Below are 24,401 nucleotides of genomic sequence, written 5' to 3'. Positions count from 1 at the left end.
CCATCACCGTGTTACGCTTTCGGAACGGATCCCGTTTCCGTTTCTTGATAAGTGCCTGCAAATAATGCCGCCGCCATTTGCTGCAATTCCTCCAGTTCTGCCGCTTCCGCCCCGTGGTCCTTTGCAATCATGAATAATTTCTCCACCAGTTTGGCTTTTTCTTTCGCCCGGATATCGAGCGTTTCCGGATGGAACGGGACATGTTCGACATGCACCCCCGCTTTTTCAAAAAGCTCCTTTGCATACGGATGTACCCGGTAATCTTGGGCATAGTACACGTTTTGAATCCCTGCCTGAATAATTGCTTTCGTACAGTGCAGGCACGGGTAATGAGTCACATAAAGATCCGCGCCGTTTGTTGCCACCCCGAACTTTGCACATTGCAAAATCGCATTCATCTCCGCGTGGATGGTCCGCACGCAATGTCCATCAATCACGTAGCAGCCTTTGTCAATGCAGTGTTCGTCCCCCGCGATCGATCCGTTGTAGCCGCCTGCGATAATTCTTTTATCCCTGACGATCGTCGCCCCAACCGCAAGCCTTGAACAAGTGCTCCGCCAGGATAATAAATGGCTTTGCGCCAAAAAATACTGGTTCCAGGAAATCCGGTCCATTTTTCTCTTCCTTTCTGCTCATGTGATTACTGTAAAGTGATGGAATTTTCGATTTTCGCAAAAGTCTGGTCCCCAATCCCCGACACATTTTTCAAATCTTCCGGTTTTTGAAAAGGGCCGTTTTTCTCCCGGTATTCGATAATGGCCGCAGCTTTTGACGGCCCGATGCCCGGAAGCGTTTCAAGCTGGGTCTGGTCGGCCGTATTGATATTGACCTGTGCGGCCGCTTCACCGCTTGCCGCCGTCCCGGAAGAAGAGGAAGCGGGCGCAGAAATTCCGGCAGCCGCCGTGGCAGTTTGGGCAGAAGCCGCTTTTTCGCCTTTTTTCGGCACCTCAATCACCATTTCATCTTTTACTTTCTGCGCGAGATTGACCTGATTCCGGTCGGCGTTTTCATTAAAGCCCCCTGCTTCCTGAATGAGGTCATAGACCCGGTCATCCGCTTCTGCTTTATAGATGCCGGGATGCTTCACCGCGCCTTTTACATCCACGTAAACTTCGGCAGCGTTCTGCGTTTGGGCCGGGGCTTGCGTTTGTGCGGTATTTTGGGTCCCGTTTTGATTTTGCACATCTGTCCCGCCCTCCGCAGGCTGTCCGGACTGCACGGCCGTTTCGGGTTGCTGGTAAGCCCCGGAAGCAGTGTCCATACCTCCATTTTGGCTAAAATAGTAAAAGATTGCAATCGTAATGGCTGCGACAGCCGCAGCAGCATGCCAGCGGTATTTGAGAAACAACGTTTTCAAAGACGTTCACCTCTTTTTTTCTTTTTGTTTTTGGATACATAATCGCCTGAATTTGCGCATATATTGTACCGGGCGCTGAAAGATCGGCGGCTTGAGGAGGGGAAGCCAGCATGAACATTGGCGTGATCGGAACGGGAAATATGGGTAGCATGTTAATTGAAGCTTTGATAGAAACAAAAGCCGTTACGCCTGCACAATTCCGGATCACAAATCGCACACCTGAAAAAGCCGCAAAACTTGCAAACAAGTATCCCGGGATGCAGGTTAAAAATATAGAAAATACTATTTTGGAGAGCGACTTAATTTTGCTGTGTGTAAAACCGCTTGAGATTCACGGCATTCTAGAGAAGGCTGGGGGCGCCTTCCGGAATGATCAGTGCCTTGTCAGCATTACAAGCCCGGTTACAGTCGGGCAGCTCGCCACAATGGTTCCCTGCTCGTGCGCAAGAGCCATCCCGAGCATTACAAACAGGGCAGCTGCCGGTGCGGTGTTGCTGACATTTGGCAGCCAGTGCACAAGCGAGTGGCAGGGAAAATTAAAAACATTGTTCTCCAAAATATCCACCCCGGTTGAAGTTGACCAGCAAATCACGAGAGTGGCATCGGATTTGGTCAGCTGCGGTCCTGCTTTTTTCAGTTTTTTGGCACAAAAAATGATAGAAGGAGCCGTCAACAAAACAAAGATTGACAGCGACACCGCTTGCATATTAACGGCTGAGATGTTGATCGGCCTGGGGGAACTGCTGAAGCAGCAAATTTATACGCTACCTGCCCTGCAGGAAAAAGTGACGGTAAAAGGCGGTATCACCGGCGAAGGATTAAAGGTGCTTGAAAAAGGGACGGATGGCTTATTCGAAAAACTGTTTGAAGCGACGCATGAGAAATTTAAGGAGGATACGGACGCGGTGGCCGGGCAATTCGGCACACCATGATATTTCGACATCTTTCTGTTTATTCCTGCTTCTTTTTTAAATTTTTTTCAAAAAAAGCATTCTGCGTAGGCAGAATGCTTTTATCGTTTGATGCACGTAAAAAATATCCTTTCACTTTTTGGGCCGGGCGCTTCTTCTGTAAAATCAGCAGCGGGCGGCATAACATGGAAGCCCGATTCCGTAAGCCAGTTTTCATAATCAGCAACCGGAAACGTCCGCTGTTTATGTAATTCATCAAAACGTTCATACAAGCCGGATTTCTCATCATATACGAAAAAACTGAGATCATGTTCAACGGCATGCGGGCGCTCACCCGGAAAGCAGTTCCAGATATAGGAAACCTCATCCCCGTTATCGGCAAAAGTGTGATGAGGGAATAACACATCTGTTTTATAAACGGAATGCACGTCAAACAAAAACATTCCCCCGGCCTTCAGGGCTGCATGCACATGCCGGAACGTTTCTTTGACCTCTGTTTCCGTTTCCAAATAGTTCAGAGAATCACAAAAAATCGTGACCATATCAAAATCATGCAGGCCGCAAAGCGCGCGCATATCCTGCTGCAGGAAAGTGAGGTGTGCCCCTTCAGCCAGTGCTTTTCCGCTCGCGACTGTAAGCATGTCTTCCGATAAATCAACGCCCGTTACTTCAAAACCTTCCCGTGCAAGCAGCAGTGACAGTTCACCGGTACCGCAGGCAAGATCGAGCATGCGCCTTCCTTTGACACCATGCCGCTCCCTTTGCTGCTTCACCCACTGCAGCCATTGCGGATAGGGGGCATCTTCCATCAACGCATCATATACGTAGGCGAAATTTTCGTAGCTCATTGCAAGACGCTCTCCGCACTAACAGTCGGTGCGTCTCCCCAAAGCCTTTCCAAATTATAGTAATTCCGTTCATCACGGTTAAAAATATGGGCGACAATATCCCCAAGGTCAATCAGCACCCATTTTCCCTCTTCAAACCCTTCCATGCGCCTGACCGCAGTTCCTGCTTCTTCCGCTTTTTCTTTCACTTCACGGGCGATCGCCTGAATTTGTTTATCGGAATTCCCATTGCAGATCAGGAAATAATCCGCAATCAATGAAATCCCGCGCATATCGAGGACCACGATGTCTTCCGCACGTTTATCATCGCAAGCTTTTACGACTGTTTTTAATAACGTCTGATTGTCCATTTACTCCCCTTCTTTCTTCATCACTAAATCATTGTATAACGCAATCGTATCCGGAAAAACGGGCTGATTCCGGCCAATTAAAAATGTAATGGTATGCCCGGCTGCATACAATACTGCTTCATCGAGATCTTTGGCCGCAAGCCGCCTTGCTTCTTCGACACCCGGAAAATTCCGGCCGGGTTCAATATAATCAGCCAGATATACAATTTTTTCAAGCAACGCCATTCCAGCCCTGCCTGATGTATGGTACTTGATGGCATCGAGCACTTCCCAGTCCGTGACGCCGGCTTCTTTTTCCACCAAATAAGCGCCAACAGGGGCATGCCATAATTCATGATGAAAAGAAAGCAGCCGTTCGTCCATTTTCTGGTCGAGGATGATTTGTTTCATTTCCTCTTTCGGGCGGAATTTTGCATAATCATGAAAAATCGCCGCAAGTTCGGCTTTTTTCTGATCAGCATGATATTTTTTCGCCAGCCGGACGGCGCTTTCAGCAACACCGAGCGTATGGATGTAACGGCGCTCCGTCAGCTGTGCTTTGACAAGTTCCAATGCTTTCTCACGTTCCATATAAATGATGCTCCTTTATATATTCCCACACTGCATCCGGAATTAAATATTTTACCGACCGATTTTTTTGCAGACGTTCACGGATCAGTGACGAGGAAATATGAATTTCCGGAATTTCAACAAATTGGACAGGATACTTGGTCTGGTGCGAATATGCCGGCCGGTTGACGCCGACAAAGCGGACGAGCCGAACGAGTTGGTCGATATTCCGCCATTTCGGCAAGTATTCGATCATATCCGCGCCAATGATAAAATAAAAGTCCGTATCAGGTTCCCGCTTTTTAAGCAGCACCATTGTGTCATAGGTGTAGGAGCGGCCGGGCCTCTCCATCTCTATTCCCTCAATCGAAAATGCCGGCTGCCCCGAAATGGCAAGCGTGAGCATTTTGATTCGGTCATGGCCAGTGATGCCGGCCGTTTTTTCTTTATGGGGCGGGTCCTGGTTTGGCATAAAACGGACTTCGTCAAGTTTCAGATCCTGCAAAATTTCGTTCGCGATAATCAAATGACCAATATGCGGAGGGTCGAACGTCCCCCCTAAAATACCCACTCTTTTCATGCCGCCCACCCTTAAGGCAAAACAATCTCTTTATGGTTTTTCGATTCTTTATAAAGGACAATCGTATTGCCGATGATTTGCACGAGTTCCGCACGCGCCCCTTCTGCAAGCGCTGCGGCAACAGTATCTTTATCTTCATCGCAGTTTTGCAGGACGCTGATTTTGATCAGTTCCCGCGCTTCAAGCGCCTCCTGCACCTGTTTGACCATATTTTCATTGACCCCGCCTTTTCCGACCTGAAAAATCGGGCTCAAATGGTGGGCTTTTGCCCGCAAAAAACGTTTTTGTTTACCTGTTAACATGAGTTTCCTCCTAGAATGCTTTCAACGACGTTTTTCATTTTCCTGGTATCCGGCTTCACACCGGTCCATTTTTCAAACGCAATAGCCCCCTGGTAAATAAACATGCCGAGGCCGTTTTGCACCCGGGCGCCGCGTTTTTTTGCTTCGTTTAAAAATTTCGTTTCAAACGGATTGTATATAATATCAGATACAAACGCATCTGGATTTAAATTGCGGACGGAAAGCGGCTGTGCGTCTGTATTTGGATGCATGCCGATCGATGTCGTCTGCACAATCAGCGTATATTCTCCCAGCTGTTCTTCCGCTTCTTTAAGCGTAAGCACCTTTGACGGGCACGGAAAAGGGCTTTCGTCCCGCATTTCTTCCGCTTTTTTTACCGTGCGGTTGCACAGATCAACGGTTACTGCCCCTTCCCGGCATAGCGTATAATAAATCGCTCTTGCCGCACCGCCCGCGCCGATGACAAGCACTTTTTCCCCGGAAATCACCCGACCGCTTTCTTCTTTCAGCGCCTGCATAAACCCCGGGCCGTCTGTATTATACCCGGCCCATCCGTGTGGAGTGCGGACAACGGTATTCACCGCACCGATCGTTTCCGCAAGCAAGTCAATCTCATCCAAATAGGGCATGATCGCCTGCTTATGCGGAATGGTCACATTAAATCCGGCCACGCCGATTGCTTTCATGCCGTTTACGGCGGCTTCCAGATTTTCCGGCGTGACATGGAAAGCATGATAGTCTGCATCAATCCCGAGTGCCCGGAATGCTTCATTGTGCATCGCAGGCGACAGCGAATGGGCAATCGGGTCACCGATCACCCCATATAAATCGCGCACATTTCTCACTCCCCGTTAAAAACAGAACCTTTTTCAGATCAACGACTGGCGCAGCATGACCTGAACACCCTTTGGCACATAGGCCGCGACAACGGCGCCCGGTTCGTTGACCGTCACCCAGCCAAGCCCGGAAAAAACAATATCCGTCTTTCCTTCTTTAATGGAAAATTCATGGCGAACGAGCGCCGGGAAATCCGCGGCTTCCGCTTTTCCCGGCGGCTGGAGCAGTTCCCCGAGCTGGCGCGCATACAAATCATCCGCATTTTCAAGTTTTGTACGGTGAATCTTTAAAGCATTTGAAACATAGCAGACAAATGAACGTCTGCCGCCCTTTATATAATCAAGCCGTGCAAGACCGCCGAAAAACAGCGTCTGCTGCTCGTTCAGCTGGAATACGGTCGGCTTGATTTCTTTTTTCGGCGTAATCACCTTTAATTCGTTCTTCCCGACGAAATGCGCCATCTGGTGGTGGTTGATGATCCCCGGCGTGTCATAAAGAGAGGTCCCGTCATCAAGCGGGATGCCGATCATATCCAGCGTCGTCCCCGGAAAATAAGATGTAGTGATGACATCTTTTTCCCCTGTTGCCTGCCGTATAATGCGATTGATAAAAGTGGATTTCCCAACATTCGTACAGCCGGCAACATACACATCTTTCCCGTTCCGGTACTGTTCGATGGCAACCATCGCTTCATCCATGCCGTGCCCCTTTGCTGCGCTCACAAGCAGCACATCAACCGGACGGAGCCCGAGTTCTTTCGCCTGCTGCTTCATCCAGTTGGCCATTTTCGCTCTTTTCACCGATTTTGGCAGGAGATCCTCTTTATTGCCGATTAAAAGAACCGGGTTTTTGCCCGCGAAACGGTGAAATCCCGGCAGCCAGGACCCGTTGAAATCAAAAATATCGACAATTTTTACAACAAGCGCATCCACTTGCCCGAGCCGGTTTAAAATTTTTAAAAAATCATCGTCTGTAAGCGGCACGTCCTGCACTTCATTGTAATGTTTCAATCTGAAACAGCGCTGGCAAATGACCTGCTCTTTTTCCAGCGCAGATTTTGGCGCGTAACCTGCCTCATCCGGATCTTCCGTCTGGATGAGTGCCCCGCAGCCGATACAATGGACAGCTTGTTTTTCCAAATTCAATCCTCCCAAGTCAAATAACCTTTTTTCCTGAACCAACCCATAATCCGGCGTTCAATCATCCGGTTGAGTTTTGTCGCAAATCCGTCTGATTGCGCAACCGGAACGACGAGAATCGTATAAAAACCGCTTCTATTGCCACCGAGCACATCGGTCAAAAGCTGGTCGCCGATCACGACAGTTTCTTCCTTTTTCACGTTCATGATGGCAAGCGCCTTACGAAACGCTTTGCCAAGCGGTTTTCTCGCTCTGAAAAGAAACGGGATGCCAAGCGGGTCCGCGAATGTTTTGACCCTCATTTCATTATTATTGGAAACAATCGTGATTTTGATATGATGTTCCTGCATGTCTTGGAACCATTGGACCAGTTTTGGCGGCGCACTCGGCCTGTCCCATTCGACCAATGTATTGTCCAAATCGGTGATGATGGCTCTAATGCCATGCTTTTTTAATTCTTCCGGCCTGATTGACAACACCGATTTCACTTGCCGATCCGGCAAAAAATTTTTCAAGATCAATCCGTGACACTCCATTCATTTTACCGTTCTGTCCACAAGATGCAAGCTTATCCGCCCGTTTATGCGTATATTGTCCCGAATATGCTTCATTCAAGTTTCTTTTATCATAACAATTTTTGCAAAAGATTCAACTGATAGCAATACCCAGTTCCCCGAAAGCCGGAAAAACAGGAAAAACCGCCGGGCAGGGTACGCTCAGCGGTTTTGATTGCTTTCTAACAGTTCGGTTCGACTCCATGGGTAAATCGCAAGGTCGCTATGCCCGGTCCGCTAAAAAACTTTGCGCTTTATACCGGCACTTTTTCCCCAATCGCTTCGATCAGCAAGTCGGCGATATGGACAGCGCGGACTTTTCCGCTTAAACCAGCCCGTTCGATCCCGAGTTTCATTTGCAGCAGGCAGCCCGGATTGGCGGTCACAATGGTTGTGGCATGTGTTGCTTTTGCGTGTTCCATTTTATGATCCAAAATTTGCATGGACATCTCCGACTCGACAATATTGTAAATGCCGGCCGACCCGCAGCAATGGTCCGCTTCCTTCATTTCCCGGAATTCCACATTTTCGATCGCGTCAAGGAGCAGGCGCGGGGCAGAAGAGGTCTTCATCACATTGCGCAAATGGCATGAATCCTGGTACGTCACCACTTGTTCCGGGAGGCTGAGTTTCCGTTTATGGAAGCCCAGTTCTACGAGGATAGCAGAGATATCTTTTATTTTGCTTGAAAATGCCGCGGCCCGTTCCGCCCATTCCGGATCGTCTTTTAACAAATGGCCATAATCGATTAAATAGGCGCCGCAACCACCGGCATTCGTAATAATATATTCGGCGTGCAAATCTTCAAAAGCCTTGATATTGCGGCGGGCAAGGTCTTTTGCCATCTCTTTTTCGCCGCCGTGGCCGTGCAGCGCCCCGCAGCATACCTGGTCCTGCGGAATGACAACCTCACAGCCGGCAAGCTGCAATAGTTTCATTGTCGCATCATTGGTCTCCATGAACATCGTATCCATCAGGCAGCCGGTAAAAAAGGCAACGCGTTTTTTTACTTCTGCTTTTGGCATCAGATGTTCCGGGCGCTGTTTCATTTCCTTCCATTTTGGGATGTTTGGCAGCACTTTTTCCATAGACGATAGATTTTTTGGCAAAAGTTTTAAAGCGCCTGTCGCATGCGCCGCTTTTTGCAAGCCGCTTCGCTGGTAAAAGCCGATCAGGCCTGTTAAAGCACGCATCCGGTTCTGGTGCGGAAACAATTCTTCAAAGACCGCTTTTCGGATCACTTTTACCGGCAGAGACTGCTTCTTTTTCTTCGATTGCTGGATAATATCGCGCGCTTCTTCCAAAAGATGCCCGTATTGGACGCCGGGCGGGCATACCGCTTCGCAAGCCCGGCAACCGAGGCACAGGTCCAAAGAGCGCTCCACATCTTCATCCGGTTCGATAACGCCGTCCACAACGGCTTTCATTAATGCAATCCGGCCGCGCGGCGAGTGCGATTCTTTGAACCCCGATTCAATATAGGTCGGGCAAGACGGTAAGCAAAAGCCGCAGCGCATGCAGTTTAAAAGCTGGTCTTCGTCCATTCTATCCCTGAATTTCTGCTGGATTTCTTTTTGCTGTTCTTGTGTTATCATTTTTCCATCACCACTCGATCCGTTTCTTTGGCAAAGACTTTGCCGGGATTTAAAATATGGTTCGGGTCCAGCGCATTTTTGATCGCATTCATGACGCTAATGCCCGGTTTCCCGAGTTTCCATTCAAGGTACGGCGCTTTAGCCATCCCGACGCCATGTTCGCCGGTAATCGTGCCGCCCAGTTCAATCGCTTTTTGAAAAATTTCCGCAAACGCTTTTTCAACCCGCTCCATTTCGTCCTGATCGCGGATATCAGCAAGACAGGTCGGGTGCAGATTCCCGTCCCCCGCATGGCCGAATGTCCCGATATGGAGCCCGTATTTTTCAGCAATTTCATTGATTGCCACCACCATCTTTGCGACTTCGGAACGCGGCACGGTCGCATCTTCCAAAATCGTTGTCGGCTTCAGGCGGGCGAGTGCGCTTAAAGCGCTCCTTCTTGCCGTCATGAGCGCTTCCGCATGTTCCGGGGAAGCTGCCACCTTTACATCGACTGCATGTTGCTTGCGGCAAATTTCCGCGATCTTTTCAATATCGCGTTCCACCACTTCCTGCGGGCCGTCCTGCTCGATCAAAAGCACTGCCTTCACATTGGTCGGTAGGCCGATATGCGCAAAAGCTTCCACCGCCTGCAGTGTCGGCTGGTCCAGAAATTCCAGCGTCGCCGGGATGATCCGGTTCGCAATAATGTCGGAAACCGTTTGCGCACACGCTTCAATATCCTGGTAAAGCGCCAGCATCGTCTTTTTTGCTTCCGGCATCGGCAAAAGTTTCAGCGTCGCTTCCGTAATGACGGCGAGCGTCCCTTCCGAACCGACCAAAAGCCGCGTCAAATCGTAGCCGGCTACATCTTTCGCCAGTTTTCCGCCGGTGCGGATGACCTCACCGCTTGCAAGCACGGCTTCAAGTGCCAGCACATAGTCGCGGGTCACCCCGTATTTCAAACCGCGCAGCCCGCCGGAATTTTCGTTGATATTGCCGCCAATGGTCGAAATCTTCATCGAACTCGGGTCCGGCGGATAAAACAGCCCCTTTGCTTCCACCGCTTTGATCATATCGAGCGTGATCACGCCGGGCTCAACCGTCACCGTCAGATTTTCTTCATCAATTTCCAAAATCTTGTTCATATGCTTAAACAACAGCACGATGCCGCCTTCTATCGGGCATGTGCCGGCACAAAGGTTGGAGCCGGATCCGCGCGGCACAATAGGAATCCGGTGTTTGTTGCAAATTTTTACGATTTTCTGCACTTCTTCTTTATTGCGCGGCGCCACGACCGCATCCGGCATTGACTGAAACTGCGGGCTTGCATCATACGAATACACAAGCCTGCCCGCCTTCGAATCATCGTAATTTTCCGGGCCAACAATTTGCTGCAGTTTTTCTTTTATATCGGCTTGAATCATCAAACCTTCCCCCCGTTCTGCAAATTTTCAATATTTTAACGAGAAAAATATTGTTTTGTGCTTCATTTTATGATAAAGCTAAAAGTGCAAGAATGATATAGATAAAAATACAAAGTTTAGCGGTTACTATTGGTTGATTTTTAAATTTATATACAAAGGTGGTCAACATGCTGTTGTTTCCAAAAATTGCCGGAAAAATCGTGAATGAAGTGCAGTCGGTGATGGATGAGGATATTATTGTTGTGGACGAAAACGGGGTGATCATGGCCTCGACGCAAAAAGACCGGATTGGAAACTTCCATATGGGGGCACAGAAAGTTTTTCAAACGAACAAAAAATTGTATATTGATGAAGAAATGGCGGCGCAAATGGAAGGGGTGCGGATGGGGATCAATATGCCGATCCGGTTCGAAGGGAGGACGATTGGCGTTATCGGCGTCACCGGCAATCCGAAAGAAGTCGAACATTATGCGGAGCTGATCCGCCGGCTGACGGAGCTTATTATTCAGGAAACCGTCCATGCTGAACAAGCACGGTCCAAAACGAGGGGGCTCGAGGCATATTTCTACGAATGGGCGACAGTAAAGGCGTATGACCAGCATTTCGTTGAACGGGGACTGATGCTTGGGATTCCGATGCAGGTGCCTCACATCTGCTGTTTTTTAAAAATGGCGGTGCCGCCATCGGGGGAAACAGAAATATTTGAACGGCTGCAATCCTATATTGAAACGGACCGCGACATGATTGTGCACTGGAGTCCGGGGTTGTTTTTGCTGCTGAAAAGCGTGGAAGCGCCGTTTTCAAAAGAACGGTTTTATGGGCAATTGGAAGATTTTAAGCGGCGATTTGCGCCAAATTGCGCAGTCGGGGTCGGAAAAACAGCCGGTACATATGTGATCCGCCAGTCGTTCAAAGAAGCACAGAAAGCTTTGAAAGTTGCCGGAAAAAATGGCGGTATTGTGTTTTATGAAGACCTGCTCCTTGATCTGCTGATAGAAGAAGTGTCGGAAGAGGCGCGCCAGGAGTATTTGCAAAAAACAATCGCGAAACTGCAGGAACATGCGGGCCTCGCAGAAACATTGCAAGCCTATCTTGCAAACAACCTGTCGCTGAAAGAAACAGCCGCACAGCTCCATGTGCATATTAATACGCTCCATTACAGGCTGAAGCAAATCACCGAAGTCACGGGCATTGATCCGAAAACAGCGGAAGGCATTGCACTGTTTTATTTGGCGGTACATTTGGCGGAGTAGAAGATTTTTCACTGAAAGCGTAACGGAGCTGTCCCAAAAGCCCCATTTAAGTAGGAATTTTGCTCTAACGGTCGTGACACAGCTTCTCAAAGCCGTTTCTCCAGAGATTTTTGCTCTAATGATCCTGACAAAGCTTCTCTGAACCGTTTCCTCGGGAAAATTTTGCTCTAAACAAGAAAACCCTTTGAGAAAAAGTAATTTCTCAACGGGTTTTCTTGTTTAAAAAGGACTTTTGCGAGAACTCCCTTTCTGGCTTATTTCACTTCAAACTGCCCCATCATGCCAAGGTCTTCATGTTCGAGGATATGGCAGTGATACATATAAATGCCTTTAAACGGGAACCGCATTATCACTTTCACCGTATCTCCCGGATTGACGAGCACTGTATCTTTCCAGCCCTGCTCATTTGCAGGCGGCGTTTTGCCGTTTATGCTCAAAATCTGGAACTGGACACCGTGGACATGGAACGGGTGCACCATTTTTTTCGTCCCCATGGAAGTTGAAGCGTTTTTGATTTCCCAAATTTCGATGGAATGCAGTTTCACTGTTTCATCAATGTGGTTCATATCCATTTGCTTGCCGTTGATGCTGACATTCGGGCCCATGCCGCTCATCACAAATTTGCGGGTTTTGACCGCTTTTGAATCCGGGATTTTCTTAATGGTTGCAAGTTTCCTTGGGACGCTGTAAGATTTTGTGTATTTGCCTTTAACTTTAAAATACATCAGCGTTTCTTTTCCGTTTTTCAACTGGAGCATACCGCCGTCTCTTAGCTTGGAAAAATCAACAAGGATTTCCGCGCGCTCTCCGGCTGAAAGTGTCAGTTTTTTCATTTTCACCGGCGATGCAAGGAACCCGCCGTCAGATGCAATTTGCGTAAATGTTTGGTTGCCGCTTAGGTGCAGATTATACGTCCTGCCGTTTGAGCCGTTTAAAATCCGGAGGCGGACAAGACCGCGTTTGACTGTCAATTGCGGCTGGATTACGCCGTTGACGAGTTCGGTCGTGCCCTGAAAGCCGAATACTTGGTCGTTCATGTCCAATTTATAGGACAATTGCCCGTTTTTCGTAAAACGGCGGTCCTGCAGCACGAGCGGAAAATCGTTTTTTCCGTAGTCTTTCGGGATATCTAGTTTCTCCGAATTTTGATCATCGACATAAATCAGCCCGGCCAGGCCTTTATAAACCTGTTCACCCGTCTTTCCCATCGGGTGCGGATGGTACCAAAGCGTGGCTGCCTGCTGGCTTACGGTAAAGCTGACTTTCCACGTTTTGCCCGGCAAAATCGTATTATGTGGGCCTCCGTCTGCGGAACCCGGTACCAGAAGGCCATGCCAGTGTACCGTTGTCACTTCTTTTAAGTCGTTTTTTACTGTCATATTGACCTTTTCGCCTTTTCTCACCCTGATCACAGGACCTAAATAATTGCCGTTATACCCGTATGTCGTTGACGTTTTTCCAGCTATAAATTCTTTTTTGCCATGCTGTGCGGTTAAAGTGAAATCCGCCACATCCGGATCCGGATTGGTGTCTTTAAGCACCGCCGGAATCGGCAGTGCAGGATGCTGCGCGTCTTTTTGCTCCGCGCTCTTTTTCACGTGCCAACTGTAAAAAACGGCACCCCCGATGATCACGATAGCCAATAGGATAATGGCTGTTATCCATACTCTCTTTTTCATATTACCCCTGCTTTTTGTTATTTTTATGTTCGGTATCATCTTAACGTTTTTTTGTGCAGGAGTTCTATTAATAAGTTTTGACGCTTTTGTGAACAAATTTATTTTGAATAGTATCTTTGTTTTAAACCGATTTCAGCAGGGTATAATGATAGTGTAAGTAGAAGGAGGGATTTTGAGATGTTTGATTTAATGCCATTCAGAAGGAATGAAGATGTTTTCGAACGTATGCTTAAGACCTTCAATGATATGTTTGACACAAATGCTTTAACACCGTTCAACGGTAATGCCAACTCGTTCCGGACAGATATTACTGAAAAAGAAGATGCTTATCTCGTTGAAGCGGAATTGCCTGGCTTTTCCAAAGAAGACATTACGATTGATGTGAACAATAACTATTTAACGATCCGCGCAAAACGCGACCAAATGGAAGAAAGCAAAGACGAAAAAAATAAAGTCATTCGGCAGGAACGCCGCTACGGCGAATTCGTCCGGCAGTTCTATGTCGACAATATTAAAGAAGACGAAATCAGCGCCACCCTTGATAACGGCGTCCTGAAAATCAACATCCCGAAGAAAACGAAAGAAGGTTCATCCGGAAAAAGGATTGAAATTCAATAAAAAAGAGCGGGGACTCGAGGGAGAGTCTCCGCTCTTTTTCAAAACGCCAGCGTTACATCCGCATCTTTTGCGTATTCGAGAAAAGTGACAGCGCCGCCGACTTCAGTGCCGTCGATAAAATCTTCTTTCTTCAGGCCCATGACATCCATTGTCATCTGGCAGGCGATGAATTTTACACCCAGGTCTTTTGCTATTTCAACGAGTTCAGGAATAGAAGGGGTGTTGCTTTTCGCAAAACCTTCCGCATAGTTTTCTTTTCCTTCCGGCATCGGCAAATTTTTATGCACTTCTTTATGGATGAGGTTCAATCCTTCAAATGTGAAAAAGATGGCCACCTCCATGTCGGACGCTGCCCCTGCCGTTGCAATGTTAAATACTTTATAGGCATCAAACAATCCGCCGTTGCTTGCAATGATCGCTACTTTTCCCATGTTTCATCTCTCCTCAATTTTGTAATGCCTGCATAATGCCTTCCGGGTCAAAACCGATCACCCATTTGCCGTTGATTTCGGTTTGTGGAACGCCAATCTGCCCGGTTGTTGCGACAAGTTTCCGCATCATCGCAGGGACCCTTTCCACATTTACTTCTCTGTAAGGAATGTTCTGTCCGTTTAAAAAGTTTTTTAGCATCGCGCAAAACGGGCAATGCGTCGTAGTATAAACTGTTACATTGTTCATCTGTCTTCTCTCCTTTTTGTTTTACAAGGGGTATCTCCGATGCTGTTTCATAAAAAATCAGCGGTTCTCATGCTTTTATCAGCGGTTTTTGGAAAATATCAGCGGAAATTCAATACATATCAGCACTTCTTACCTATTTATCAGTGGACTGCCCGAATTATACAGGGAGGGGTATCTGGCATCCCAAGCTATCTCCACGCTGACATGCCGCCTTTTACATTTGTGATCTGCTTAAATCCCTGTTTCTTTAAAATTTTGCATGCTTTGCTGCTTCTCATCCCGCTTCGGCAGATGACCACCACTTCTTTGTCTTTCGAAAGCTGTGCGGATTTTTCGGCCAGCTGGTGCAAAGGGATGTTTTTAAATTCTTTGATGTGGTTCCCTTTGAAATCTGCAGGCGTTCGCACATCAATAAATTGCTTCCCTTTATCTTTTAATTCATTCTTTAACGTTGCTGTGGTGATCTGCCTGACCCCTTTTGCCGGGATCAGGCGGGGAATCACAAGCAGCACGATCAATACCAGGATGACAATATTTAAGATCGTCATATTGCGCCTCCGCTATTATTTTTTCTGAATCCAGAATTTAATCGTTGGTCCGTCTTGTTCGGTTTTCAAAATTTGATGGCCTGCATTTCTTGACCATGCCGGAAGATCATTGAGCGCGCCTCTGTCTGTTGCATGCAGTTCAAGCACTTCGCCGCTTTTAATTGTTTCGATGCCTTTTTTCAAGCGGATCACCGGCATCGGGCAAACCAGACCGCTCACATCCAGTACTTTATCCGCCTGTACTTCACCTGTAACTTCCGTTTCGCCTCTGTCATTCACAGTCGTTTTGCTGTCATTTTCAATGTTGCTTCCAAACACGCCGGAGTATGTTTTCCATCCACCGTCCACGTTTTTCACGTCAAAACCGTTGTTTTTCAGAATCCTCGTAGCCAAATAGCCGCGCAAACCAACCTGGCAGCTGACATAAACGGTTTTGTCTTTCGGAATTTCATCGAGCCTGTCCCTTAATTCGTTCAGCGGAATATTGATCGATCCTTTGATATGGCCGAATTCGCGTTCTATCGGTTCCCGGACGTCTATCAAAATCCCGTCATCTTCAATGATCTTGTCAATTTCATGCCACTGGACATGTTCGAGTTCCCCGTTCATGAGATTGGTAGCGACATAGCCAGCCATGTTGACCGGGTCTTTCGCAGAAGAATATGGCGGAGCATAGGAAAGTTCCAGGTTCGTCAAATCTTCAACAGTTAAGCCGCCTTTAATGGCCGTCGCAATGACATCGATCCGTTTATCAGCGCCGTCCGTACCGACCGCCTGTGCTCCGAAAATTTTTCCAGTATCTTTGTCAAAAATCAGTTTCAAGGAAATCGGCGTGGCGCCCGGATAATAGCCGGCATGCGAACTCGGATGAATATGGACGACTTCGTATGACACGCCAAGCCGTTTCAGCGTTTTTTCGTTATTGCCGGTTACCGCAACAGAGAGGTCAAATACTTTTGCAATCGAAGTGCCGAGCGTCCCCTCGTATTTTTCCTTTTTGCCCATGATGTTATTGGCGGCAATGCGCCCTTGCCGGTTTGCCGGTCCCGCAAGCGGGATCATTGTCTTGTTTCCGTTGATGTAATCCACAACTTCTACCGCATCACCGACTGCGTAAATATCTTCATTTGAAGTTTGCAAGTATTCGTTAACAACAATGCCGCCGCGCCCGCCCAAAGCAAGGCCCGTATCCTTTGCCAATTGGTTTTCCGGACGGACGCCGATCGCCAAAATCGTCATATCCGTTTCAATTTCTGTCCCGTCTGATAAAATCACTTTTTTTCCTTCATTTGCAAAAGCTTGAAGCCCGTTTTCCAACACAAGGCGGACGCCTTTTTCTTTCAAATGGTTGTGTACAAGGCTCGCCATTTCATAATCGATTGGCGCCATCACTTGGTTTGCCATCTCTACGATTGTCACTTGAATCCCGCGATGTGCAAGGTTTTCCGACATTTCAAGGCCGATAAAACCGCCGCCAATAATCACTGCACGTTCCGGTTTTTCCTGATCCACAAAGTTTTTGATGCGATCCGTATCCGGGATATTGCGAAGCGTAAAGAGCGTTTTGTTTTCTCCCAGCCCCGGAACAGGCGGCACAATCGGGCGTGCACCCGGGGACAAGAGCAGCTTGTCGTACGTTTCTTCGTACACTTCATTGGTCCGCAAGTTTTGTATGGTGACAGCCTTCTTCTCCGGATCAATTTTTGTTACTTCGCTTAAAGTGCGGATATCTATATTGAACCGTTTCGACATGCCCTCAACCGTCTGCACAAGAAGATTGCTGCGGTCCTTGATCGTTTCGCCGATATAGTACGGCAATCCACAGTTTGCGAAAGAGATGTATTCACCGCGTTCCACAAGAACGATTTGGATGTCTTCACTCAGCCTTCTGAGTCTGGCGGCAGCGGTTGCCCCGCCGGCTACACCTCCTACGATGATCACTTTCCTTACAGCCATGATATTTACCTCCTAATGATCTGTCTAAATACCCATATAGGTATATTGGAAACCAAAAAATAATTTGATTTTTATTTAACTTGGTATTTACAAAACTCATTTTATACCCCTATAGGTATATTGTCAATAAAATTTAACGAAAAAGGAGCCAATTGCAGCCCCTTATTCCGCCAAGTCTTTCTTCATTTTCTTAAATTCTTCTTCCGTGATCTCGCCTTTTGCATACCGTTCCCGCAATATTTCCAGGCTACGGTCTTCTTTCGGATGAACCCCGAAATCTTTTTCGCTTACTTTTTTAATGCCAATTACAATCAAATAAATAATTAATATGAAAATCAACAGCTGGACGATCATGCCAATCATCCCGAAAACGCCCATCATGCCGTATCCACCGTACTCATTGTACCACATATGCATAGACAAGCATCCTTTCATTTTTAATTTTCGCTCTCCAAATTATATTTCGATCTTCATACTTAATGTATCACCTTTTTCTAAAAAATTCCTTAAACATGCTTATATTGGCCTGTAATGGCTTCCAACTAATTCTTTGTTTTTCGAGGAATATCCGCAACGTCCAGAACAAGCTGAGAAATGCCGGTTTTCGGTATATCATACTTTGATCACCGTTTGGGGAGTGGGGTATAAGGGGTTGTGGACCCAAAAAGATTTTTTATCTCATAATTAGACAGTGTGGATTACTTCATTTTTTATCATCAATTGTCTCTGTAACAAATTTTTTCTTTACCACTCGTTCCCCGCCTCTATTTTTTAGATATAATATTAGTATAATTTAGTAAAATTGCCATTTTTAAAAAGGAGTTTTATCAATGGAAGACATCATCAACACCTATAAAAATGACCCCGAGTCCGTATACCACACTTGGTTCTTAAATAATGATGATAGATTAAAAGCTTTCCGGTCCATTAGAAAAAGCCTGGCAAAGGTTATAGATGAAATTGAAGAAGGCAAGTTTGGAAATGATTTTAAAGGTTCCAGTTTAGAAACGGTAGTGACGGCGATATCAGAACAGAAACAAATATTTGAAGGCGCCGCCCATGCATTTTTTTGGAAACCAAAACTGCGTATCCCGGATATTTACGAAAATGAGGCAAACAAAAAAGCGTTCGGGCGGTTTTTGAAAGCGTGCCTGAATGCAACAAATGAAAAACAAGTTTTGGATGAAATACGTGAATTGAATGGATACAACATAAAAGGGCTAGGACCGGCTGTTGCAAATATAATCTATTTTTTGCATCCGACTTTATTTCCTCCGTTTAATACAGCCATTGTGAAAGGCTTTAATTTGCTGTTCAGCCAAAAAATTAAACTCGGCTCCTGGCCTGAGTATTTAAAAATGAGGGAGATTATTCTCTTTAAAAATCAGGAATACCGTAACATGCTGTCCAAAGATTTGGGCGCTTTCGCCGGCCTTCTCTTTGAAATCGGATCGAACCGTTTAGTCATCGATGAAAATGCAAAACTTGTATTACAAAATGAACTGGATAAGCAGGTAAAAGCAATTGCACGCCGACATAAAGAAGTAGAGAAAGATATGGCGGAGGAAAACTCCCATTCAGAAATGCAATATGATCTTGCCAAATTAGGGCGGGCTTTAGGCTACAAAGTGTGGATAGCACGCAATGACCATAAAAGAAAATGGAACGGTGTAAGTTTAGGTGAGCTCTCCATCGTATTTAATTTAACCGCCTCATCTATCCGGTCCATGTTCATTTGCCTGCCGTTAATGCTGACGTTCGGGCCCATGCCGGACATGACAAATTTCCGCGTTTTCACCGCTTCTTGCACCGGCATTTTTTCGATCACAGCCAGTTTTTGTGGAACTTTGTAGGTCTGGTCGGACTTTCCTTTTACTTTAAAATACATGAGCGTTTCTTTCCCATTTTGGAGCCGGAGCGTGCTGCCGTTTTTCATTTTTGAAAAATCAACCAAAATTTCTGCACGTTCCCCGGGAGAAAGCGTTAATTTTTTCATTTGCACAGGCGTCTTGAGAAATCCCCCGTCGGATGCAATTTGCACAAATGTCCTGTTGCCGCTCAGATGAAGATTGTACGTCCTGCCGTTTGCCCCGTTTAAAATCCGGAAACGGACGAGGCCGCGCCTGACCGTTAACTGCGGCTTCACCGCGCCGTTTACCAGTTCGGTTGTGCCCTGGAAGCCGTACATTTCATCTGTCATATTTAATTTGTACACGAGCTGGCCGTTTTTGTTAAAGCGGCGGTCCTGCAGCACAAGCGGAAAATCATTTTTGCCGTAGTCTTTCGGAATATCAAGGCTTTCCGCATGTTTGTCATCGACATAAATCAGACCGGCCAGGCCTTTGTATACCTGTTCGCCTGTTTTTCCCATCGGATGGGGATGGTACCAGAGCGTGGCAGCCTGCTGGCTCACCGTAAACTTTGCTTTCCATGTTTTGCCCGGCTGGATGGCAGCATGCGGGCCGCCGTCAGCCGAACCCGGGACAATGAGGCCGTGCCAATGGACCGTCGTTGCTTCCGGCAATTTATTTTTTACGGTGATATTCACTTTTTCGCCCGTTTTCAACCGGATGACCGGCCCCAAATAGTCGCCGTTATATCCGTACGTTGCTGTTGTTTTCCCGGAAATAAACGCCTTTTTCCCCTGCTGTGCGGTTAAAGTATACTCCGCCACGTTGGGATCCGGGTTCGTATCTTTTAAAACGGCTGGAATGGGCAGATCCGGATGCTGTGCCGCTTTATGATTTGTGCTGATTTTCACATAGCCATTATAAAAGAAAACACCGCCAATACCCACAATGGCCACGATTAAAATCAGAGCCCCTAACTTTGTCTTGTTCATCCTACCCCTGCTTTTTCTTTTTTGATGTTCAGTACCATTGTAATGGTTTTTAACACCGGAAATCCATCGTTATAGATTGACGATTTTGTGAACATCTGTTGTGCATTGGCATCTTTGTTTTCAACTTTTTTACAGTGGGGTATAATAACTTTGTTTTCAACTTTTTTACAGTGGGGTATAATAATAGTGAAAAGGAGGGATTGAATATGTTTGATTTAATGCCGTTCAGAAGAAACGACGATGTTTTCGAACGTATGATGAAGACCTTCAATGAGATGTTTGATGCGAATGCGTTGGCGCCTTTTGCGAACGCAAACTCGTTCCGTACCGACATTACGGAAAAAGAAGATGCTTATCTTGTGGAGGCCGAACTGCCGGGCTTCTCAAAAGAGGACATTACCATTGATGTCCGCAATAATGAGCTGACCATCCGTGCAAAACGCGACCAAATGGAAGAAAGCAAAGATGAAAAACATAAAGTTATCCGGCAGGAACGCCGCTATGGCGAATTCGTCCGGAAGTTTTACGTGGATAATATTAATGAAGACGAAATCAGCGCCACCCTTGATAATGGCGTCCTGAAAATTCATATTCCGAAGAAAACGAAGGAAGGCCCATCCGGAAAACGGATTCAAATCCAGTAATCATGAAGCGGAGGCTTGTAATGCAAGCCCCCGCTTTTTTGTGTAAAAAAGAAGCCGGATAATCCCTTAATCCATCAAATCCTTCTTCATTTTTTTAAATTCTTCTTCCGTGATTTCCCCTTTTGCATACCGTTCCCGCAAAATGTCGAGGCTTTTGTCTTCCCTTTGATGCGGCCGGAATTCGCTCACTTTTTTGATGCCTGCCACTATCAAAAAAATCACGAGCACAAAGATGACAAGCTGGGCAATCATGCCGATTAGGCTGAATACGCCCATCATGCCATAGCCACCGTACATCATCATGGTCAGCACCTTTCCTTTTTACATTCCCTACTACTGTATACTGTACCACTTTTTTTTTAAAAAATCCTTGATCTATTCGGGCTTCCCTTCCCCCCTTTTTTTGCACTCTTGCGCAAATTCGGCCATCGTTTTCTCATCCATCGGGCCGATGACTTTACGGATGATGGTCCCTTCTGCATCAATAAAGTAAGTCGTCGGAATGGTAACCGTTTTGTAAAGGGTGCCGACGGAGCCGTCCATGTCAAACAGAATTTGAAAAGCAAGGCCGTTTTTCTTCACAAAGTCAAGCGGCGCATTCTCGTTTGTTTCGGTATTCGTTAAATTCACAGCAAGCACTGCGACATCCGGGTTTTTTTCATAGAAACGCTGCATATCCGGCATCTCCGCTTTACACGGCGGGCACCAGGAAGCCCAAAAATTCAGGATCACCGTTTTCCCTTTAAAATCAGACAGTTTGACCGTTTGCCCCGATAGATTTGTCAGTGCAAAATCCGGCGCCTTTTCCCCTTCTTTTGCTTCTGCACCGCCGGATAGCGGTTGTGCCTTCACCGCGGTTTCCTGCCTCTCCCCTGCTGTTTTATTTTTATCGGGATCGTCCGGTTTTTTTAAGGCCATAAGCAAAATGGCTGAGGCCAGAAGCACGGCGGCAGCCAGAAACACTCTTTTTTTCAACCGCTTCAACTCCTTTCCGGGTATTAAAGTGCTTTCTATCATTTTTATTCTTTTTTACGATGAAATAGAAGCAAACGCTATAATACCATTATTTGCAAAAGGGGCAGGAGACGCTCTATAAAACGAGATGGAACCCGACCGGTATTGCAAATGCAAAAAACGTGCTGCCACAAACCAGTATGCGGCCGATATCGGCTGGGCATCCAAGCAGGTTTAAAATACTTATAAGCTGTACAACCTGCTCGATTCGGGCAAAACGAACCTGGCATCCCGAAATCTCAACAGCCATGCAAAGAAAGCAGCAGGGTGCTTTATCCTGCTGCTTTACCCGTTTTCATTTCTCCTATGGCTGCGCCGGGCTTTTGCCAATGCGGGGAGCGGTTTAAAGCGTGCTTCCCGGCCGTTCAAAAAAGGAGAACCTTTGGCGTTACCATCCCCGGCTTGCGCCGCCGCCTCCGGAAGAACCGCCGCCGCCTTTGCTGCCTCCCCCGCCGCCGCTTCCGCCGCCACCGCCGCCGCGAAAGAACATCATCAGGATATTCAGCAGAAAATACGTCATGGTCCCGCCGAGAAACTTGAAATCAATGAAAATCAGGATAAGGATCCCAAGCCCGATCAAAATCTGTTTCCAGAACGAATAAGGGGAAGCCTGGGCGGAAGAGGGCCGCTCATACGCCTTTGGATGGGCTTGAAGATTTACATTGTATTCTTTCGCCGTTTCGGCGGCAAGCTTCTTATACGTATTGATAACCGCCGCATCCGGCTTGTTTTCTTTCAAATACGGTATGGCATACTGATCAAGGATCCGTCCTACTTTTCCGTCCGGAAGCGCCCCCTCCAAGCCGTACCCGACTTCAATTCTAATTTTCCTGTCTTTTACTGCCACTACGAGCAATACCCCGTTGTTCATGGTTTTATTGCCGAGCCCGTACTGGCGGAAAGCTTTGTTGGCGTAAGCATCAATGTTTGTGTCTTTCCCGGTCGTGTCCACAGTCAATACCGCGACTTGCGCTTTTGTTTGCTCATCTAGCTGCCTGCCGAGCGAAACGAGCTCCTGTTTCTGGCTGTCTGTCAGCACCCCGGCAAAATCCTGCACATAGATGTCCCCGGCCGGTTTCGGAATGCCCGCTGCAGCACGCGCACTGGGAACGGCCGTGCATACGGCAAACAGAAAGGCGAGAAAAACGGCTGTAATAAGCGCGGCCCTTTTCATCACTGATCACTGCTGTCCCCAAAATCAACTTTCGGGGTTTTCTTTGCACTTTCATCCGCTTTAAAATATTCCTTTTCCTCAAAACCGAACAGGCCGGCAATAAGTGCGCCGGGCATTCTTTTCACCTTTTTGTTATACGTTGCGACGGCGCTATTGTAATCCTGGCGCGCCACAGCAAGGCGGTTTTCCGTGCCGGCGAGCTCATCCATCAGCTGCGTGTATTGTTGGTTTGCTTTTAAATCCGGATATTTTTCAACCACCACCAACAGCCGGCTCAACGCACTGTCCAGGCGGTCGTTTGCCGCTGCCTGATCTCCGGGTGTTTTCGCCCCGGCCAATTGTGCGCGGGCTTTCGAGACGTCATCTATCACCGCTTTTTCGTGGGAAGCATAGCCCTTGACGGTGTTCACAAGATTCGGGATCAAATCCGTCCGCCGTTGCAGCTGGTTTTGAATTTGCGAATAAGATTGATTTACATTTTCTTCCGCATTCACCAAGCTGTTATAACTTGTAAAAACGCTGACGATCAGAACCACCAATATGGCGGCCACAATCAGCCATGGCATCCACTTCTTCATATACAATCCTCCTCATTTATGCTTATAAATCCAATACCCTGTCAAGAGCATTGAAATACCAGGCTCGGCAAATAAAAAGAAAACATGTACCGGCCGTCTATCATTAAGATACGGAGTGCCTGCCCAAAAGTTTCATGCTTCATGTAAAATATTTTCCGAGCAGGATGCCTGAAAATGCCAGGGCAATGCCGAACAGATAGCTCAACACAAGGTACGGGACAAGAATATGATATTTTTTGTCTGCTTGCAGCTGAATATTCTCAAGTTTAAAAGTGGAGAAAGTTGTAAAGGCACCCAAAAAGCCGGTCCCGAGAAGCAGGCGCCACGAACTCCCGGCACCAGCACCGAACAGAAGGCCGAGCATAAATGAGCCCGAAAGGTTAATGAAAAATGTGGCCAGCGGGAATTTTGCCGGAAAGGCCCGGTTGATCCACCGCGAAAGAGAAAATCGGGAAACCGCCCCGAAAAAGGCGCCAATTGCGATAAAGATGCCGTTTAAAACCATGAATCCGTCTCCTTTATTTATGCTGTATCTGAACCGACGCTGCCTTTAGCCCGCGAATGCAGTATTCCGCCAAGTTTAAAGCCGGCCCATGACATGAACAAGCCGCCAAATAAACTGCAGAAAACATACAACATCGCGGCAAACGCATGCGATTGCCGGATCAGCTGCACCGTTTCCACACTGAAAGTCGAAAATGTGGTGAAGGAACCGACAAACCCGGTGCCAAGTGCGGTTACAACATACGGATGAATCTTTTTAGACTGAAATATATGCATCGTAAGCCAGCCAAGCAGAAAACAGCCGGCCAGATTGATCGCAAGTGTCGGGTATGGAAAAACGGCATGCGTGTACATGCCGATCCATATGCCGAAATAATAGCGTGCCAAGGCACCGAAAATACCGGCAACCCCGACCCAAATATATAACATACAGCTCCCTCCAGTCCATTGCGGCATGGGCTCCCCCCACTGTTTTTTCGTGAAAA

The 24,401-nt window shown here is 47.1% G+C and carries 29 protein-coding genes; 4 read left to right on the top strand and 25 right to left on the bottom strand.

Going from position 1 to position 24,401, the window contains the following annotated elements:
• Positions 1 to 11: 11 nt before the first annotated feature.
• Complete coding sequence (locus ABR335_RS07650) at positions 12 to 614, bottom strand: ComE operon protein 2 (RefSeq protein WP_014097959.1); 603 nt, start codon at positions 612 to 614, stop codon at positions 12 to 14.
• 26 nt (positions 615 to 640) lie between these two features.
• Positions 641 to 1,357: a helix-hairpin-helix domain-containing protein gene (locus tag ABR335_RS07645; protein WP_014097958.1), complete on the bottom strand. Its 717-nt coding sequence runs from the start codon at positions 1,355 to 1,357 to the stop codon at positions 641 to 643.
• Positions 1,358 to 1,467: 110 nt separating this feature from the next.
• Between ABR335_RS07645 and comER the strand changes: the two genes are divergently transcribed.
• On the top strand, positions 1,468 to 2,289 hold the full coding sequence (gene comER / locus ABR335_RS07640) for a late competence protein ComER (protein ID WP_341289089.1): 822 nt from the start codon (positions 1,468 to 1,470) through the stop codon (positions 2,287 to 2,289).
• 80 nt (positions 2,290 to 2,369) lie between these two features.
• Here comER and ABR335_RS07635 read toward each other — a convergent pair whose 3' ends face one another.
• From ABR335_RS07635 to glcD, 10 genes are all read right to left on the bottom strand, one after another.
• Complete coding sequence (locus ABR335_RS07635) at positions 2,370 to 3,116, bottom strand: class I SAM-dependent DNA methyltransferase (protein ID WP_014097956.1); 747 nt, start codon at positions 3,114 to 3,116, stop codon at positions 2,370 to 2,372.
• On the bottom strand, positions 3,113 to 3,466 hold the full coding sequence (gene rsfS / locus ABR335_RS07630) for a ribosome silencing factor (protein WP_014097955.1): 354 nt from the start codon (positions 3,464 to 3,466) through the stop codon (positions 3,113 to 3,115). Before rsfS ends, ABR335_RS07635 begins: the two co-directional genes overlap by 4 nt.
• Positions 3,467 to 4,036, bottom strand: coding sequence for a bis(5'-nucleosyl)-tetraphosphatase (symmetrical) YqeK (gene yqeK, locus ABR335_RS07625; RefSeq protein ID WP_017550569.1), 570 nt, complete (start codon positions 4,034 to 4,036; stop codon positions 3,467 to 3,469).
• Positions 4,026 to 4,595, bottom strand: coding sequence for a nicotinate-nucleotide adenylyltransferase (locus ABR335_RS07620; RefSeq protein ID WP_017550570.1), 570 nt, complete (start codon positions 4,593 to 4,595; stop codon positions 4,026 to 4,028). Before ABR335_RS07620 ends, yqeK begins: the two co-directional genes overlap by 11 nt.
• 11 nt (positions 4,596 to 4,606) lie before the next feature.
• The gene (gene yhbY / locus ABR335_RS07615) at positions 4,607 to 4,897 is read right to left on the bottom strand and encodes a ribosome assembly RNA-binding protein YhbY (protein WP_017550571.1); all 291 of its coding nucleotides are present in this window, start codon (positions 4,895 to 4,897) and stop codon (positions 4,607 to 4,609) included.
• A complete protein-coding gene (gene aroE / locus ABR335_RS07610) occupies positions 4,891 to 5,733 on the bottom strand; it encodes a shikimate dehydrogenase (RefSeq protein ID WP_017550572.1) in 843 nt (280 codons plus the stop codon). The genes yhbY and aroE overlap by 7 nt, the downstream gene beginning before the upstream one ends.
• 33 nt (positions 5,734 to 5,766) lie before the next feature.
• Positions 5,767 to 6,873, bottom strand: a complete 1,107-nt coding sequence (gene yqeH / locus ABR335_RS07605) for a ribosome biogenesis GTPase YqeH (RefSeq protein ID WP_017550573.1) — start codon at positions 6,871 to 6,873, stop codon at positions 5,767 to 5,769.
• 2 nt (positions 6,874 to 6,875) lie between these two features.
• Positions 6,876 to 7,394: a YqeG family HAD IIIA-type phosphatase gene (locus ABR335_RS07600; RefSeq protein ID WP_017550574.1), complete on the bottom strand. Its 519-nt coding sequence runs from the start codon at positions 7,392 to 7,394 to the stop codon at positions 6,876 to 6,878.
• Positions 7,395 to 7,681: 287 nt separating this feature from the next.
• The gene (locus ABR335_RS07595) at positions 7,682 to 9,022 is read right to left on the bottom strand and encodes a (Fe-S)-binding protein (RefSeq protein ID WP_168986047.1); all 1,341 of its coding nucleotides are present in this window, start codon (positions 9,020 to 9,022) and stop codon (positions 7,682 to 7,684) included.
• Complete coding sequence (gene glcD, locus ABR335_RS07590; RefSeq protein ID WP_014097947.1) at positions 9,019 to 10,428, bottom strand: glycolate oxidase subunit GlcD; 1,410 nt, start codon at positions 10,426 to 10,428, stop codon at positions 9,019 to 9,021. Before glcD ends, ABR335_RS07595 begins: the two co-directional genes overlap by 4 nt.
• Positions 10,429 to 10,595: 167 nt before the next feature.
• On the opposite strand from glcD, the gene ABR335_RS07585 reads away from it, so the two are divergent.
• Positions 10,596 to 11,681 carry a CdaR family transcriptional regulator gene (locus ABR335_RS07585; RefSeq protein ID WP_014097946.1) on the top strand — a complete coding sequence of 362 codons (1,086 nt, stop codon included), beginning with the start codon at positions 10,596 to 10,598 and terminating at the stop codon, positions 11,679 to 11,681.
• 254 nt (positions 11,682 to 11,935) lie between these two features.
• Here the strand turns inward: ABR335_RS07585 and ABR335_RS07580 are convergent, their stop codons facing one another.
• Entirely contained in the window at positions 11,936 to 13,360 is a 1,425-nt protein-coding gene (locus ABR335_RS07580) for a multicopper oxidase family protein (protein WP_014097945.1), read from the bottom strand.
• Positions 13,361 to 13,537: 177 nt separating this feature from the next.
• Between ABR335_RS07580 and ABR335_RS07575 the strand changes: the two genes are divergently transcribed.
• Positions 13,538 to 13,978 (top strand): Hsp20/alpha crystallin family protein, encoded by a 441-nt coding sequence (locus ABR335_RS07575; protein ID WP_013859723.1) that lies wholly within the window; start codon positions 13,538 to 13,540, stop codon positions 13,976 to 13,978.
• Between the two features lie 38 nt (positions 13,979 to 14,016).
• Here ABR335_RS07575 and ABR335_RS07570 read toward each other — a convergent pair whose 3' ends face one another.
• The 6 genes from ABR335_RS07570 to ABR335_RS07545 all read right to left on the bottom strand — a co-directional run bounded on the left by ABR335_RS07570 (position 14,017) and on the right by ABR335_RS07545 (position 20,002).
• Positions 14,017 to 14,409, bottom strand: a complete 393-nt coding sequence (locus ABR335_RS07570) for a DsrE/DsrF/DrsH-like family protein (protein WP_013859724.1) — start codon at positions 14,407 to 14,409, stop codon at positions 14,017 to 14,019.
• A gap of 13 nt (positions 14,410 to 14,422) precedes the next feature.
• Positions 14,423 to 14,656, bottom strand: a complete 234-nt coding sequence (locus tag ABR335_RS07565; protein WP_014097944.1) for a glutaredoxin family protein — start codon at positions 14,654 to 14,656, stop codon at positions 14,423 to 14,425.
• 188 nt (positions 14,657 to 14,844) lie between these two features.
• Entirely contained in the window at positions 14,845 to 15,204 is a 360-nt protein-coding gene (locus tag ABR335_RS07560; protein ID WP_013859726.1) for a rhodanese-like domain-containing protein, read from the bottom strand.
• Between the two features lie 15 nt (positions 15,205 to 15,219).
• The gene (locus ABR335_RS07555) at positions 15,220 to 17,160 is read right to left on the bottom strand and encodes a CoA-disulfide reductase (protein ID WP_014097943.1); all 1,941 of its coding nucleotides are present in this window, start codon (positions 17,158 to 17,160) and stop codon (positions 15,220 to 15,222) included.
• 162 nt (positions 17,161 to 17,322) lie between these two features.
• Positions 17,323 to 17,577: an SHOCT domain-containing protein gene (locus ABR335_RS07550; protein WP_014097942.1), complete on the bottom strand. Its 255-nt coding sequence runs from the start codon at positions 17,575 to 17,577 to the stop codon at positions 17,323 to 17,325.
• 1,204 nt (positions 17,578 to 18,781) lie between these two features.
• The gene (locus tag ABR335_RS07545) at positions 18,782 to 20,002 is read right to left on the bottom strand and encodes a multicopper oxidase family protein (RefSeq protein ID WP_014097941.1); all 1,221 of its coding nucleotides are present in this window, start codon (positions 20,000 to 20,002) and stop codon (positions 18,782 to 18,784) included.
• Positions 20,003 to 20,208: 206 nt separating this feature from the next.
• Between ABR335_RS07545 and ABR335_RS07540 the strand changes: the two genes are divergently transcribed.
• Positions 20,209 to 20,646, top strand: coding sequence for an Hsp20/alpha crystallin family protein (locus ABR335_RS07540; protein ID WP_013859730.1), 438 nt, complete (start codon positions 20,209 to 20,211; stop codon positions 20,644 to 20,646).
• Positions 20,647 to 20,712: 66 nt separating this feature from the next.
• On the opposite strand, the gene ABR335_RS07535 is transcribed toward ABR335_RS07540, so the two are convergent.
• The 6 genes from ABR335_RS07535 to crcB (ABR335_RS07510) all read right to left on the bottom strand — a co-directional run bounded on the left by ABR335_RS07535 (position 20,713) and on the right by crcB (ABR335_RS07510) (position 24,345).
• On the bottom strand, positions 20,713 to 20,949 hold the full coding sequence (locus ABR335_RS07535; protein ID WP_014097940.1) for an SHOCT domain-containing protein: 237 nt from the start codon (positions 20,947 to 20,949) through the stop codon (positions 20,713 to 20,715).
• A 72-nt stretch (positions 20,950 to 21,021) separates the two neighbouring features.
• Positions 21,022 to 21,621: a TlpA family protein disulfide reductase gene (locus ABR335_RS07530; protein WP_014097939.1), complete on the bottom strand. Its 600-nt coding sequence runs from the start codon at positions 21,619 to 21,621 to the stop codon at positions 21,022 to 21,024.
• Positions 21,622 to 22,048: 427 nt separating this feature from the next.
• Complete coding sequence (locus tag ABR335_RS07525) at positions 22,049 to 22,834, bottom strand: TPM domain-containing protein (protein ID WP_017550579.1); 786 nt, start codon at positions 22,832 to 22,834, stop codon at positions 22,049 to 22,051.
• Positions 22,834 to 23,412 carry a LemA family protein gene (locus ABR335_RS07520; protein ID WP_014097937.1) on the bottom strand — a complete coding sequence of 193 codons (579 nt, stop codon included), beginning with the start codon at positions 23,410 to 23,412 and terminating at the stop codon, positions 22,834 to 22,836. Before ABR335_RS07520 ends, ABR335_RS07525 begins: the two co-directional genes overlap by 1 nt.
• Before the next feature lie 139 nt (positions 23,413 to 23,551).
• Entirely contained in the window at positions 23,552 to 23,917 is a 366-nt protein-coding gene (gene crcB / locus ABR335_RS07515) for a fluoride efflux transporter CrcB (protein WP_014097936.1), read from the bottom strand.
• Between the two features lie 17 nt (positions 23,918 to 23,934).
• Positions 23,935 to 24,345, bottom strand: a complete 411-nt coding sequence (gene crcB / locus ABR335_RS07510; protein ID WP_014097935.1) for a fluoride efflux transporter CrcB — start codon at positions 24,343 to 24,345, stop codon at positions 23,935 to 23,937.
• Positions 24,346 to 24,401: the final 56 nt, after the last annotated feature.

This window comes from Heyndrickxia faecalis (assembly GCF_040267745.1).
Taxonomy (GTDB): domain Bacteria; phylum Bacillota; class Bacilli; order Bacillales; family Bacillaceae_C; genus Weizmannia; species Weizmannia faecalis.
The sequence above is the reverse complement of the archived record's forward strand: the minus strand, read 5'-3'. Positions and strand labels throughout refer to the sequence as shown.